The organism is Pseudomonas sp. GW822-FHT02E03 (assembly GCF_058802325.1).
The window spans coordinates 83,148-97,513 of record NZ_JBXAOA010000012.1; the positions used below are offsets into that span (position 1 = coordinate 83,148).

11 protein-coding genes and 1 pseudogene are annotated in these 14,366 nt (G+C 59.9%); 8 read left to right on the forward strand and 4 right to left on the reverse strand.

Going from position 1 to position 14,366, the window contains the following annotated elements; all coding sequences use genetic code 11:
* Position 1: 1 nt before the first annotated feature.
* Both gmd and AC1RQB_RS11845 read right to left on the reverse strand, forming a co-directional pair.
* Positions 2-973: a GDP-mannose 4,6-dehydratase gene (gene gmd, locus AC1RQB_RS11840; protein ID WP_008073617.1), complete on the reverse strand. Its 972-nt coding sequence runs from the start codon at positions 971-973 to the stop codon at positions 2-4.
* On the reverse strand, positions 970-1,884 hold the full coding sequence (locus tag AC1RQB_RS11845) for a GDP-mannose 4,6-dehydratase (RefSeq protein WP_063342042.1): 915 nt from the start codon (positions 1,882-1,884) through the stop codon (positions 970-972). Before AC1RQB_RS11845 ends, gmd begins: the two co-directional genes overlap by 4 nt.
* A 405-nt stretch (positions 1,885-2,289) precedes the next feature.
* Between AC1RQB_RS11845 and AC1RQB_RS11850 the strand changes: the two genes are divergently transcribed.
* From AC1RQB_RS11850 to AC1RQB_RS11880, 7 genes and pseudogenes are all read left to right on the forward strand, one after another.
* Positions 2,290-3,891, forward strand: a complete 1,602-nt coding sequence (locus tag AC1RQB_RS11850; RefSeq protein WP_063342043.1) for a glycosyltransferase — start codon at positions 2,290-2,292, stop codon at positions 3,889-3,891.
* A pseudogene (locus AC1RQB_RS11855) lies at positions 3,885-5,162 on the forward strand (glycosyltransferase); the annotation flags it as partial. The gene AC1RQB_RS11850 and the pseudogene AC1RQB_RS11855, both read left to right, overlap by 7 nt.
* Positions 5,163-5,219: 57 nt before the next feature.
* Positions 5,220-6,065 carry a class I SAM-dependent methyltransferase gene (locus AC1RQB_RS11860; protein ID WP_081235355.1) on the forward strand — a complete coding sequence of 282 codons (846 nt, stop codon included), beginning with the start codon at positions 5,220-5,222 and terminating at the stop codon, positions 6,063-6,065.
* Positions 6,062-7,210 (forward strand): acyltransferase family protein, encoded by a 1,149-nt coding sequence (locus tag AC1RQB_RS11865; RefSeq protein WP_063342044.1) that lies wholly within the window; start codon positions 6,062-6,064, stop codon positions 7,208-7,210. The genes AC1RQB_RS11860 and AC1RQB_RS11865 overlap by 4 nt, the downstream gene beginning before the upstream one ends.
* Positions 7,204-8,040: a class I SAM-dependent methyltransferase gene (locus AC1RQB_RS11870; protein ID WP_063342045.1), complete on the forward strand. Its 837-nt coding sequence runs from the start codon at positions 7,204-7,206 to the stop codon at positions 8,038-8,040. Before AC1RQB_RS11865 ends, AC1RQB_RS11870 begins: the two co-directional genes overlap by 7 nt.
* Positions 8,041-8,105: 65 nt before the next feature.
* Positions 8,106-9,299, forward strand: coding sequence for a DUF3142 domain-containing protein (locus AC1RQB_RS11875; RefSeq protein ID WP_063342046.1), 1,194 nt, complete (start codon positions 8,106-8,108; stop codon positions 9,297-9,299).
* Positions 9,286-11,418 carry a hypothetical protein gene (locus AC1RQB_RS11880; protein WP_063342047.1) on the forward strand — a complete coding sequence of 711 codons (2,133 nt, stop codon included), beginning with the start codon at positions 9,286-9,288 and terminating at the stop codon, positions 11,416-11,418. The genes AC1RQB_RS11875 and AC1RQB_RS11880 overlap by 14 nt, the downstream gene beginning before the upstream one ends.
* 3 nt (positions 11,419-11,421) lie before the next feature.
* Here the strand turns inward: AC1RQB_RS11880 and AC1RQB_RS11885 are convergent, their stop codons facing one another.
* Positions 11,422-12,051 carry a LysE family translocator gene (locus AC1RQB_RS11885; protein WP_063342048.1) on the reverse strand — a complete coding sequence of 210 codons (630 nt, stop codon included), beginning with the start codon at positions 12,049-12,051 and terminating at the stop codon, positions 11,422-11,424.
* A gap of 146 nt (positions 12,052-12,197) precedes the next feature.
* On the opposite strand from AC1RQB_RS11885, the gene AC1RQB_RS11890 reads away from it, so the two are divergent.
* Positions 12,198-12,671, forward strand: a complete 474-nt coding sequence (locus AC1RQB_RS11890) for an Lrp/AsnC family transcriptional regulator (protein WP_007896573.1) — start codon at positions 12,198-12,200, stop codon at positions 12,669-12,671.
* A gap of 122 nt (positions 12,672-12,793) precedes the next feature.
* Here the strand turns inward: AC1RQB_RS11890 and lpdA are convergent, their stop codons facing one another.
* Entirely contained in the window at positions 12,794-14,194 is a 1,401-nt protein-coding gene (gene lpdA, locus AC1RQB_RS11895) for a dihydrolipoyl dehydrogenase (RefSeq protein WP_063342049.1), read from the reverse strand.
* Positions 14,195-14,366 lie beyond the last annotated feature (172 nt).

The following is a 14,366-nucleotide window of genomic DNA, read 5'->3' on the forward strand; positions in this document are numbered from 1 at the left end:
CCTACTCCTTGGCAACGCGTTTGATGTCCGCATCCATCATCATGCGGATCAAGGTGTCCAGATCGGTTTTTGGCTTCCAGCCCAGTACGCGCTGGGCCTTGGCCGGGTTGCCAAGCAGCACTTCTACCTCGGCCGGGCGGAAAAACGCCGGGTCGATCTTCACGTAGTCGCGGTAGTTGAGGCCAATGTGATCAAAGGCGATGCGGCACATTTCGCGCACGGTGGTGGTCACGCCGGTGGCGACCACATAATCGTCAGGCGTGTCCTGTTGCAGCATCAGCCACATGGCTTCGACGTAGTCGCCGGCAAATCCCCAATCGCGTTTCGCGTCGATGTTGCCCAGGCGCAGTTCCTGCTGTTTGCCCTGTTTGATGCGGGCGGCGGCGTCGGTGACTTTACGGGTCACGAACTCGATGCCGCGCAGCGGTGATTCGTGGTTGAACAGGATCCCGCTGCTGGCGTGCAGGTTGAAGCTTTCGCGATAGTTCACCGTGATCCAGTGGCCATAGAGTTTGGCCACGCCGTAAGGGCTGCGCGGATAAAACGGCGTGTTTTCGTCCTGCTGCTCGGCCTGAATCAAGCCAAACATTTCGCTGGTGGACGCTTGATAGAAACGGGTGTGCGGACTGAACTGACGGATCGCTTCGAGCAGGTGAGTCACGCCCAGGCCGTCGACGATGCCGGTGGTCACCGGTTGATCCCAGGAGGCGGCGACAAAGCTTTGCGCCGCCAGGTTGTAAACCTCATCCGGTGCCGATTTGATTACGGCGCGCTGCACCGAGCAGGCATCGGCCATATCGCCATCCAGATAGACGATATCGCCCTCGATCCCGGTCTCGCGCAGTCGCCAACGTGAATCGCTGCTGCGCCGCGCCACCAGGCCATGGACTTTATAACCTTTGTCGAGCAGCAACTTGGCCAGATAGGCGCCGTCCTGACCGGTGATCCCTGTGATCAATGCACTTTTTGTCATTCTTGTCGTACTCGCTTCTCCCAGTCGGACAGGATCGCCCGCAAGGATTGTTGTGTTGTGATTTCAGGCGTCCAGCCTGTGGTCTGGGCAAGCTTGGCATGGCTGCCACAAACGCGACGTTGATCCGCGCGGCGAAGACGCGCCGGATCCTGAATCAGTTGCACATCGACCTGGGCGAGATCCCCCAGCTGTTCGATCAAACTGCGAATGCTCTGCTCGCGCCCCGAGCAAATATTGTAGACCTGTCCCGACGTGCCTTTTTCCAGCAAGGCGAAGTAGGCCGACACCACGTCGCCCACATCGAGAAAATCGCGAGTGACGTCGATGTCACCGACTTCCAGTTGCGGTGTTTGCAGGCCTTGCTTGATTCGGCTGATCTGCCGCGCCGCGCTGGCGATGACGAAGCTGTCCTTCTGCCCGGTGCCGATGTGGTTGAACGGACGAGCGACCAGCACCGGCCAGCCTTCGCTCAGGCCCCATTGCAGGCTCAGGAACTCCGCCGACAGTTTGCTCACGGCATAAGGATTGCGCGGGCAGGGTGGCTGGCGTTCGGTGATGGGCAGATCGGCTTCGTTGACCTGGCCATAGACGTCACCGGAGCTGACGTACAGGAACGTACCGGCGAAGCCACGGGCTTTGAGGGCTTGAAGCAGGTTAAGGGTGCCCAGCAGATTGATATTCAGCGTACGTGCCGGATCACGAAAGGCTTCGGGAACGAAGGTCTGGCCGGCCAGATGAATGACCGCATCGGGCATCTGCGGCCACAGGCCTTCAAGGCTTTCTGGCTGTACGAGATCGTAACGGGAAGGGGCAGGCAGCAGTTCCCATTCCGAGGCATCAGCCTTCAGACGAGATTGGATGTGTTGTCCTACGAATCCACTCAGACCCGTTACGAACAGACGCTTTTTCAAGCAGCGGTCCCCTCAATGTCTAAACTTCTGCCATTTCCCGCAGGCTTTAGGGAAAGTCTGTCAGACCGAAGAAAAATCTTCGTAGGAAGACAGGCAAAGTCGTTGTTGTAGTTGTTTGGTAGTCAATCTGTGCCAATTGCGCAGCAATTTCAACAGGTCCCACCGTGACCGGTCAGTTCTCGTTTTCGCAGGCCTATTTATTCTCGCCGAGCGGTTCACGAACCCTTAACGGATGTGTTTAGAATGCCCCTCGTCACGATCGCCCAGGGTTCGGCAGGGTTATTTTGAAACTCCGCGAAACTGACCACTAAAACAAGAACGTAGACGGGTACGAAGACGATGGAAGGGCACAGGTGATACCTGGCTTTATCCGTTTCTCTACCGTCATAAAGTGGGGCTGCCGGGATGGCAGTTTCATTGTGGGATGCTATGAATTTCATTCTTTACTCAGCCGTGAACGATAACCTGACTGGTCAAACGGTCGGTCGTCCTCAATACGATTACGCGTTTATCCTCCAGGCTTACCGACGGGTGCTCGGGAGCTTTGGAAGCGTTCATATTGTGGCGTCGATCGCAGAGGTCGACCCCCTTGTCCGGCGACTGTCGCAAGAGCGTCAGGAAAGTATTTTCCTCTCGTTCGCCGCGCCACATGACACCCCCACGGACCTCAGCTGCCCGACCGTTTGCGTGATGGCCTGGGAGTTCGACTCGATCCCCACTGGGCAAGAAAGCAGCGACCCGCAGCAAGACTGGCGTCGCATCCTTGGTATTCACGGTCGAGTCATCACGCTCTCGAGCCACGCCGCACGGGCGATCCGCAAGGCGTTGGGCGAGGACTTCCCGGTGCTGGTCCTGCCCGTGCCGCTTTGGCAAGCTTTCGCCACCGCCAGCGAACCCGTGCAGCCAGTGCCGATTAACCCGGGGAGCACTGTTGATATCACCGGCTGCATTCTCGATACGCGGGTGCTTAGGCTGCACGCCGACGATCTGCTTCCCCCGGTGCCTACCGCTGAAGAGCTGGCGCGCATTGAGGCGCTGAAACCTCCACCCCTGACGCCACATCGACGCTTCATTATTGCCAAGCACTATCTGCGGGCCTGGATTAGGGACGTTGTTCGAGGGCCGTCACTGCCGGAGCGTGGCCATCGAATCCAGTATCTGAAGCAGTGGTATTGGGAAGGCGTCCAGGATCTTTTATCGGACACATTGCGTTCGCGGCTGGCCAAGTACCTGCCGGGCGTGGCGGGTCCGCTGCCCATACCTGCACCGCCAGCACTCGATTTGCCGGACCTCGGCCAGCGGGCCGAAACCAGGGTCGATGGCGTGGTGTATGTCAGCGTGTTCGACCCCAAGGATGGCCGCAGCAATTGGCCGCGATTGATCTCGGCGTTTTGTTGGGCGTTTCGTGACACGTCGGACGCCACGCTGGTGTTGAGAATCACCCAGGCCGATCTTGCGGCTTATTACGTCGAAGTACTCACCGTGCTCAGGCAGCTCTCACCGTTTGCCTGTCGAGTGCTGGTATTGCATGGCGAACTGGATGAGTCGCAATCGACACGGCTTTACCAGGCTGCGAGCTTCTACGTGAATGCCTCACATTGTGAGGGAGTGTGTCTTCCAGTGATGGAGTTCATGGCCCGCGGTACGCCGGCCATCGCGCCGGATCACAGTGCCATGGAGGACTACATCGACGACACCGTGGCGTTTGTGGTCAGGTCCAGTGCCGAGCCTGCGGCCTGGCCGCAGGATGTCCGCACGCTTTATCGCACCCGGCAATATCGGCCGGATTGGGGCTCGCTGAAAATCGCGTTCCAGCAAAGTTACGCGATGGCCAAGGAACAACCACAGGCCTACGAGGCCATGTCGAGTGCTGCCATCGCGCGCATGCACGATTACTGCCTGGTCACTTCATGGCAACCGCGCCTGCTGGCGTTTCTCGGGCGGCCGGAGGCGGGCGAGTTGGAAACGGCCTCGGCCGTCAACGTGGCGGATAACGCATCATGCTGATCCTGATTTATTCGGAAACCAATCAGAGCACCATCACCCAAAATCTTGGTCGTGCTGAATACAGTTACTACTTCGTACTCAAGGAATTTCGCCCCGTGCTCGAACGACTGGGCACGGTGCTGGAAGTCACCAACCCCGATGAGGAGGTCGACCGCCTTTACGGTGAATGCCTGGCCCGGAATGAAGAATGCGTGTTTCTGTCGTTCTCGCCTCCCCACCGCACGGCCACTCACTATGCGTGCCCGACCGTTCCGGTATTTGCATGGGAATTCAGCACCATTCCGGACGAAAGCTGGTACGACGATCCGCGCAACGATTGGCGCAATGTTCTGGCGTCGACAGGTGCGGCGATTACCCATTCCAGCTACACGGTCAATGCGGTGCGCAATGCCATGGGCGCCGATTATCCCATCACCGCGATACCGTCTCCGGTGTGGGACCGGTTCTGTGCACGGGGACGGCAATTGGAACGGCGACCGCTGGCAGGTCAGGTCAGACTCAAGCTCAAGGGGCTGTTGGTCGATAGCCGGGCAGTCGATCTGCGGGCTTATGCTCCAGCGCCGTTGCGCACAGGCACGGGCATTGATTTCAAGGCTCCGGTTGGCGAGCGGGAGTTGATGCTCGACGGCGTTGTCTACACGTCGGTGTTCAACCCCTGCGATGGCCGTAAAAACTGGGAGGATATGCTCAGCGCTTTTTGCTCCACATTCCGTGATGTGGAAGACGCGACGCTGGTTTTGAAGCTGACCCATTTCGATGCCGAGCAGGCGCTGAGCGATCTGCTGCCCAAGCTGTACCAGAATCAGCCCTATCGTTGCCGGATCGTGTTGATCTACGGGTATCTGGCGGACGCCGATTACGAGCAGTTGGTGCAGGCAACCCGTTACGTGGTGAACACGTCGTATGGGGAAGGGCAGTGTCTGCCGCTGATGGAATTCATGTCCTGCGGCAAACCCGCAGTGGCTCCGTCGAACACGGCGATGGGTGATTACGTCGATGCCGATAACGCCTTCATCATCGAGTCGACAGAAGAGCTGACCAACTGGCCTCATGATCCACGCTCTGCCTACCGCACGTTGCGCTATACCGCCAATTGGGAGTCGCTGTGCCAGGCCTATCAGGCCAGTTATGACGTGGCCCGACACGACGACGATCGCTACGCGACCATGTCGGCCCATGCCATAGACCGGCTGGAGGCATTCTGCAGCCAGGACCGTACTTACACGCGGTTGAAAGCATTCATCGCCGATGTACTGGAACACCACAAGGTCCACGGCAAACCTGTTGATCGCGTGGCGGCCCAACTCCAGCGCAAGGACGAGACTGCCATGCAAGCGGCGAACGTCTTCGAAGGCGCTGCCTCGCCCCGCGACTGCGGCCTGCGCGATGCTGTGCTGGATGGCTGGTTTCTCAACGACAGCGGTGAGCTGCTCAAGGGCTTCGCTATCACGGCGCACGACACGTTCCTGGATGTGGGGTGTGGCGAGGGTGGTTCAACGCTGTTTGCCGTGCGTCAGGGCGCTTCTGTGATATTCACCGACAGCGAGCTGGACAAGGTGCAGGACCTTGCCCGACGCGTCAGGGCGGAATCTGGTGTCGCCAGCCTGGGATTGGTCAGTAACAGTCTGCCGCTACCGTTGCGCGACGGCTGCGCGAGCAAGATTGTCTGCACTGAAGTGCTTGAGCATGTCGATGAGCCCGAGCAGTTCATGGCTGAGCTGGTGCGCATGGGGCGTCCGGGTGCGCAATATTTGATCAGTGTTCCGGACCCGGTGGGTGAGCACTTGCAAAAAGGCATCGCGCCGCCGAGTTACTACCAGTCTCCCAACCATATCCAGATCTTTTCCCGTGAGCGCTTTACCGAGCTTGTCGAGAACGCAGGACTGGTCATCGAGCACCGTCAATCCAGCGGTTTTTTCTGGGTCATGGGCATGATTTTTTTCTGGGCCAGCGAACGCGCCGGGGGCAACGATCTCAGTGGTGCCGTTCGTGACCGGATTCACGGGCCATACCCCCCTCTGATGGAGAGCTGGGCGAGAACCTGGCAAGACCTGCTGGCGCAACCCAACGGTCTGGCGATCAAGCAGCTGCTTGATCAGTTCATGCCCAAGAGTCAGGTGATCATCGCCCGCAAACCGGTGGAGGCTCAGGTAACGTCCAGGAGGACGGCATGAGCAACAAGCGGATCATGGATATCGAGTTGTTGCGGGGCATTGCGGTACTCGGTGTGTTGTTCCAGCACCTGCAAATCAACTTGTTTACGTCGCCACTGCTGCAGACCATCAGTGTCTATGGGCAATTGTGGTGGGGCGTCGATCTGTTTTTTGCCATCTCCGGATTCGTCATCGCACGCAGTCTGATACCGGCGTTGCAAGGCTGCCGTACACGCCAGGACTACTGGCAGCAGATTCGCAATTTCTGGCTGCGCCGAGCTTTTCGTTTGTTGCCTTCAGCGTGGTTGTGGTTGACGTTGACGCTGCTGGCCTGTGTATTTCTCAACCGCTCCGGCGCCTTCGGTTCGCTCCATGCCAATGTGCAGGCCACCCTGGCCGGGCTGGCGCAATACGCTAATTTCCGTTTCGCCGACAGCTTCCTCCATTACGAATACGGTGCCAGTTTCGTCTATTGGAGCCTGTCTCTGGAGGAGCAGTTCTACCTATTGTTTCCGTTGATGATTCTGCTCTGCCGCAAGTACCTGGCTTGGGCGCTGCTGGCGCTGGTGGCGGTGCAGTTATTAACGTCGCGCACGCCGATGTTGATGGTGGTGCGAACCGATGCACTGGCCCTCGGCGTGTTGTTGGCGATGTGGAGTGTGCAACCTGGATACAGGCGCTGGGAACCGACGTTCTTGCGTCGGCCGTTGGTTGGCGTTTCGGTGTTGGCGGTCATTGTCGCGCTGCTGAGTATGCTGGCGACCGATCGATTTCAGCCTACCCATTACCGTGTCGGCGTGATTGCGTTGCTCAGTGCGATGCTGGTTTGGGTAGCGTCCTACAACCGTGATTACCTGATACCCCGTGGATGGCTGAAAAATCTGATGACTTGGGTCGGCAGCCGTTCCTACGGGATTTACCTGATCCACATCCCGGCCTACTTTCTGGTGCGCGAATTCACCTTTCGCTTGCAGGCGGTCGGTCTGCCCAGCCCGGCCGGCCAGCCGATCCTGATGTTGCTGATCGCTTGCGGGCTGGTCGTCCTATTGAGTGAATTCAACTACCGCTTCATTGAAATGCCCCTGCGTAATCGCGGCGCCTCGCTGGTGCAACGTTTGGGCGCGTCCCGAACCGCTATCCCATCCTCTGGAGCTACCTCATGCTGAGCCTTTTGAAGAAACTCACAGGCAGCTCCGCTGCCGCGCAGCCGCTGACGCCAGAACCGTCGGTCCCGGACAAGGTCGACCCGTTCATGCTCGGTTTGCACGACGCGACGCTCAGCGGCTGGTTCAACCAGCAAACTAACGAGCTGTTCACCGGTTTCCCGGTCAGCCCCGAGGACACGTTGCTGGATGTGGGCTGCGGTGACGGGGGCAACGTGCATTTCTGCGGCATGCGCGGGGCGAAGATCATCATTGCCGACATCGACGCCGCCAAGGTCGAAGCGACTCGTCAGCGCCTGAGCGACACGCCGGCGCGGGGCATCGAGTGCCACGTCACGGACTGCAATCCGCTGCCGATTGCCGACGCGACCGCGACCCGGGTCGTGTCCACCGAAGTTATCGAGCACGTCGACGATCCGGCACAGTTCCTCGCCGAACTGGTGCGGGTCGGCAAGCCCGGGGCGCTGTATTTGCTCAGTGTTCCGCACCCCAGTTCCGAAGACCTGCAAAAAGACATCGCCGCGCCGGAGTATTTCCAGAAGCCCAACCACATTCGCATCATCAGTGAAGAGCAGTTCAAGGCGATGGTCGGCGATGCTGGGCTGGAAGTTCTCAGTCACAGCCAATACGGTTTCTATTGGTCGATGTGGATGCTGTTGTTCTGGGAGGCCAAGGTTGATCTCGGTAATGCCGACCATCCGTTGCTCAACCATTGGGCCGAAACCTGGCAAGCCGTTCTGTCCTCGCCACGGGGGGCGCAGATTAAACAGGCGCTGGATGCGGTGGTGGCGAAAAGTCAGGTGATCATTGCCCGCAAGCCAATGGCTGAGTAGGGTAATGAGCAGAGCGACAAAGGGCCTTCAGAGGCCCTTTTTGTATTTCAGGGATAAGGTTTTTCATGGCTTTTTTCACACGCTTGATCGTTTTGCTGGCAGCGGTGTTGCTCAACGGTTGCGAGCAACAGGACGCGCCGCCGCTCGATCAGCAACTCTACGTCTGGCAACGCCAATGGACGTCGGCCCATGACGCCGCGCTACGCGACAGCCGCGCCGATTTCTCGACCTTGCGTGTACTGGCCTTGCAGGCGTTTCCGCAGGCCGGCTGGAGCCGGGCGCGGATCGATCCGACGCTGCTCAAGCGTGATGGTCGACCGCTGATTGCGGTGATTCGTCTGGATGGCCAGCTCAAGGGGCTGGATCAGGACGAGGTCACGGCGCACATCCAGCAGGTGCTCAGCGATTGGCAAGGGCAGGGGCTGATCCTCTCCGGCGTGGAAATCGACCACGATGCGGGCAACGCTCGGCTACCGGCCTACCGCGAATTCCTCACGCATTTACGCGCGGTTCTGCCGGCCTCCTTGCCACTGAGCATCACCGCGTTGCCGGCCTGGCTCGACAGCCCCGAATTGCCGGCGCTGCTGGCGACGGTCGACAGCAGCGTATTGCAGGTGCACGCGGTGAGCGATCCACGGCGTGGGCTGTTCGACCCGGATCAGGCCCGGCAATGGGCCAAGGCCTGGAGCCGTATCACCTCGAAACCATTTTATCTGGCGCTGCCGGCTTATGGCGTGGCGTTGTTGCCAGGGGCCAGTGGCGCGCCGGTCGTGGAAAGCGAAGTGCCCATCGAGCGGGGCGGCAAACGCCGGGAGTTACTGGCGGATCCGCTGCAACTGAGCAAACTCGGCACCGAGTTGCGCGCCGATCCACCGGCTCATTTGGCCGGACTGATCTGGTTTCGCCTGCCGCTGACCAATGATCGCAGGGCCTGGAGCCTGACGACGCTAATCGCTGTGGCGCGTGGCGATATGCTCGACAGCCGCGTGGGGCTGAAGCTCTCGGCGCAGGACGGCCTCTACGACATCAGCGTCAGCAACCAAGGCAACCTCGACAGCGCCTGGCCCGAACGCCTGACTCTGGCGGTGCAGGGCTGCGATGGCGCCGATGCATTGGCCGGTTATGCGTTGCAACAGCGCCCGGATCTGCTTACCTTCACCCGCCTGCGCGAGGGTCGAATCCCGGCCGGCGGGCAGCGCGCCATCGGTTGGGCACGCTGCGCAACTATTGATCAAGGAGGTTCGAATGTTCACCCGTAACTGGCCCCGCCATCTGCTTTGCCTGAGCCTCAGCCTGCCGTTGGGTTCAGCGTTGGCCTGCGGGCCGGAATTCCCTATGCGCCTGCTGGACAACCGTGGCCAGTCGCTGGCGGAACTGCCGGAAGGTAACTTCAACTTTGAGATCAGTCGCCTCGGGCATGCCATCGCGGGACTGAAAAATGTCACGGCTGCCACCAACATTCCGGGGGACGGTTACGGCGATGCGCCGGATTACGCGGGTCAGCGCAACACCGCCGAACAGGCCGGTCTGACGCCTGAGCAGCAAGCGCTGGTGCAACAGCTGCGCAGCCTGACCGATGCCCGTCAGGTTGAAGAGCAAGGCGCGAGCCTGCCGGCCGAACACATGTTCTATCTGGCGGGCGCGGTGGCGTTCAACGCGGGTGACCATGGTTTGGCCGCTGAATATTTTCAGAAAGTGCTGGCGCTGCCGGCGGATCAACGCGCGTTGCGCAGTACCTGGGCGGCTTACTCGTTGGGGCGGACACTGTTTGCCATGAGTTCAGAGGCGGGCGCAGGTCCCGACCTGTTGGCTCAATCCCGAAAGGCTTTCGAGCAAACTCGTCAGCTGAGTATCGACGGCTTCAGCGACCCGCTGGAACTGGGTGTTGCCAGCCTCGGCGAAGAAGCGCGAGTGGCCCGCACCGCTGGCGATTGGGACAGCGCCATCGAACTTTATGCGACGCAGAACCTCCACGGTTCGGCGGTGGGCTACAGCTCGTTGAAGTTGTTGATGGCCGATCTGATGGTAATGCCCGACGATCAACTGGCCGTGTTGCTCAAGGGTAAAGCGGTGCAGCAACTGGTGACGGCGTCGTTGATCAGTCGACTGGGCTGGTCATTCGGTGATCAGCCGCCAAGCGAACAGAAACTGATCAAGCTGCTGCAAAACAGCACCCGCGGCAGCCTGGATAACGCGGATCGCCTGGCGGCGATGAACTATCAGCAGGGCGATTACGCCAGTGCCAAAGCCTTCCTCGAACACGCCGGTGACGGCGGCCTAGCGTGGTGGCTGCGGGCGAAACTCGCGTTGCGTGATGGCGACAAAGGCGCTGCCGCCGCGGCCTATGCCAAGGCAGCCCAGGCCTTCCCGCAGAACGAATCCTGGGGTGAGCGACGGACCCCGGATTGGGATTACGAAACAGTGCAGCCCAAGTGCCGGGTCGACGGCGAAAGCGCGATCCTTGCCCTGCAACGCGGGGATTATCTGCAAGCCTTTGATCAGCTCTATCGCAGCCAAAGCATTTACTGGTACGACGCGGCCACTGTTGCCGAGCGGGTGCTGACCCTCGATGAACTCAAGCACTACGTCGACACTCAGGTGCCCGCACCGCCGCCGCTCAGCCAACAGGATCGCGATAATTATGTGCCGTTGCCGGTAGCCGCGAACCTGCGCAATTTGCTCGGGCGGCGCCTGTTGCGTGAAGGGCGTTATGACGAAGCGCCAGGGTATTTCGATAATGCGGTCTTGCAGGCTAAAGCCAAGTGGTATGGGGAGTTGCGCAACGACGCCGAATCAAAGTGGTGGCCGACCAAACGGGCATTCGCTTACTACTACGCCGCGACAGTGGCCCGCTACGATGGGATGGAGTTATTGGGCTACGAAATGTCCCCGGATTACGCGACCTTCGGCGGCAATTACAGTCTGGAGGCTCCCGATCTCAAGGTCGGGCCGCTGATAGCCGAGGGTGAGGTGCAGCGCCGGCAAGCCACGGCGGCGCAACCGGATGAACGTTTCCATTACCGTTATATCGCCACAGCCTTGGCGAGTAAGGCCGCTGATCACCTTCCTCATACCAGTCAGGCGTTTGCTTCAGTGCTGTGCAAGGCTTCAACGTGGGGTACCGGCCTGCAAGAGCAAAGCGCGTTCTACCGCCGTTACGTAGAGGAGGGACCGTATGTGATCTGGGCCGGTGATTTCGGTCATCAATGCCAGGATCCAGACTTCCAGAGCGCTGATAAGCGTTATGTGACTCAAGTCACCGACGCTGCGCGATCTGCTCTGCGGCCCTACAAAAAACCATTGCAGATTGGCGGAGTGTTAGCGATTACGGCAGCGGCGCTGTTATTGATCAGTCGCCGCCGTCGTAGAGCGCAATAACCCTCAAGCCTGCTGCACAAAGGTCAGCCGCACCGCGAAGCCGATCAGCAGGCTGCCGAACAACCACTGTTGCACCCGCTGGGCCGATGGACTGCGTTGCAGCCAGCGGCCCAGTGCGGCGCCGACCAGTGCGTAGGCACTGTCGAACAACAACCCGACACCGACCAGCATCACGCCCAGCGTTGCGAATTGCGCGAGCACTGGCCCGGCGTGAGGTTCGATGAACTGCGGCAACAGCACCGAACAGAACAGCAGCGCCTTGGGGTTGAGCAGGTTGGTCAGCAAACCGCGCTGGATCGCCTCGCGCCAATGCGATTTTTCAGTCGTGGAACCTGCACTGTTCAAGCTCGGCAGCATCGTGGTGCGCAGGCACTGAATGCCGATCCACAGCAGGTACGCGGCCCCGACCAGGCGCACCACGTCGAAGGTCCAGGGTGCCGTCTTGAACAGCGCCGCCAAACCCAACGCAGCCAAGGCCACATGACAACCGCGCGCTATGCCCAGCCCCAATGCCGTGGCCAGCGCCGCGCCTTTGCCCTGACGCGCGCCGGTCTGCAACAGCAGAATCATGTCCGGGCCCGGCAACAGGTACACCACCGCCAATGCCATGAAAAACAGCCAGAGTCCTGCCATGTTGCACCCCATTCGTTGTCGATCTGGTGGGGATCAGTCTAAGTCCGAGGGGCAGGGCAGGAGGTTGCGTAGTCAGCTTCTAAAGGCTCGATATTTAGCATAACCTGCTATTTTTTGATGAGCGAACTATCGGGATCTGCCAAATCATGAAACTGGACGCCTACGACCGCAAGATTCTCGCGGCGCTGCAACGGGACGGTCGCCTGAGCAACGTGCAATTGGCTGACGAAATCGGTTTGTCCGCCTCGCCCTGTTTGCGTCGGGTACGGATGCTGGAAGAGGCGGGCGTGATTCGCGGCTATCAGGCCAATCTGGATCGAGATGAAGTGGGCCTTGGACTGACGGTGTTTGTCGGGGTCAAAGTTGAACGACACAACGATGAACAGGCCGAAGCCTTTCGCCTGGCCGTGACGGCATTGCCCGAGGTGATTTCGGCGTTCCTGGTGTCAGGGGAATCGGATTTTCTGCTGCAGGTGGTGGTGCCGGATTTGCGCGCCTATGACCGTTTTCTCACCGGGCGATTGCTGAAATTGCCGGGTGTGAGCGACATTCGCAGCAACTTTGCGATTCACACGGTGAAGACCCCAGGGGCGTTGCCGTTGGGGCATTTGCCGCTTTAGATCGCGTCGCCCCATTCGCGAGCAAGCCCGCTCCCACATTTGATCTGTGGTGTTCACAGAACCAGTGTGGGAGCGGGCTTGCTCGCGAAAGCGCCAGTTCAGTCATCGCCAGACCATCGGCCTTACATCTGCGTCGCCATCCCCTCCACATCCATTGCCGCCTGACGCAAAGCTTCGGAGCGGGTCGGGTGCGGATGACAGGTCAGGGCGATGTCTTCGGCCGAGGCGCTGAACTCCATGGCTACGCAATATTCGCCAATCATCTCACTGACGCTGGGGCCCACAAGGTGCACGCCGAGGACTTCGTCGGTGCGCTCATCAGCCAATACTTTGGCGAAGCCTTCGGTTTCGTGATTGATCTTCGCCCGGCTGTTGGCGGTGAAGGGAAATTTGCCGACCTTATAGGCGCGACCTTCGGCTTTCAGCTGTTCTTCGGTCTTGCCGACGCTGGCCAGCTCCGGTTTGGTGTAGATCACGCTGGGGATCAGGTCGTAATTGACCTCGCCGGCCTTGCCGACGATTTGCTCGATGCAGGCCATGGCTTCGTCTTCGGCCTTGTGGGCGAGCATCGGCCCAGACGTGACATCACCGATCACCCAGACGCCAGCGGCCTCGGTGCGGTGGCCCTTATTGGCGAGCATGCCGCGTTTGTCCGTGGCGAGACCGACGTTCTCCAGCCCCAGGCCTTGGGTATAAGGGCGCCGACCAATGGCCACCAACACGTAATCGGCTTCAAGCAACTCGGCGGTGCCACCCGCGGCCGGCTCGACGCTGAGCTGAACACCGCTCGCCGATGTCGTGGCGCTGGTGACTTTCGAGCTCAACTTGAAGCGGATGCCTTGCTTGCTCAATGAGCGCTGAAGGGTCTTGCCCGCTTCGCCATCCACACCGGGACAGATCCGGTCGAGAAATTCGACCACCGTCACCTGAGCCCCCAGGCGTCGCCATACCGAGCCCAGCTCCAGGCCGATCACCCCGGCGCCGATCACCACCAAGTGCTTCGGCACTTCGCTCAGCGACAGCGCGCCCGTGGAGTCGAGGATGCGTTTGTTATCGATGTCCACGCCGGGCAGGGGAGTGGGTTCGGAACCGGTGGCGATGACGATGTCCTTGGCCGTCAGCTGGGTCTTGCCACCCTGGCTGTCGGTCACCGTGACGCTGCCCGGCCCGTCGATGTGGCCCCAGCCCTTGATCCAGTCGACTTTGTTTTTGCGAAACAGAAACTCGATGCCTTTGGTCAGCCCGGTAACGCTTTCATCTTTCTGTTTCATCATTTGAGCAAGGTTGAGGACAGGTTTGACCTCAATCCCCAGGTTGGCAAATTCCGCCCCCATGGCCGCGTCGTAGAGTTCGGAGGCATGCAGCAGCGCCTTGGATGGCATGCAGCCGACATTCAGGCAGGTCCCGCCAAGAGTGGCGCGGCCTTCCACGCAGGCTGCTTTCAGACCCAGCTGGCCGGCGCGGATCGCTGCGTTATAACCGCCGGGGCCTGCGCCCAGAATCACGACGTCATAGGTGCTCATGGTGGTGGTACTCCTGATGAAAGAGGGCAGGATCGATAAACGTAGTCTCGGATAAAAATTACGAACGTAATATGTGCGTTTCGAGCCATTTCGGTCAAGGCTTCAGCTTGGCGACAGGTCCGGCGCTTTTAGATAGAGCGATTTACGACGAATATTTCACTACTTTCGTTAT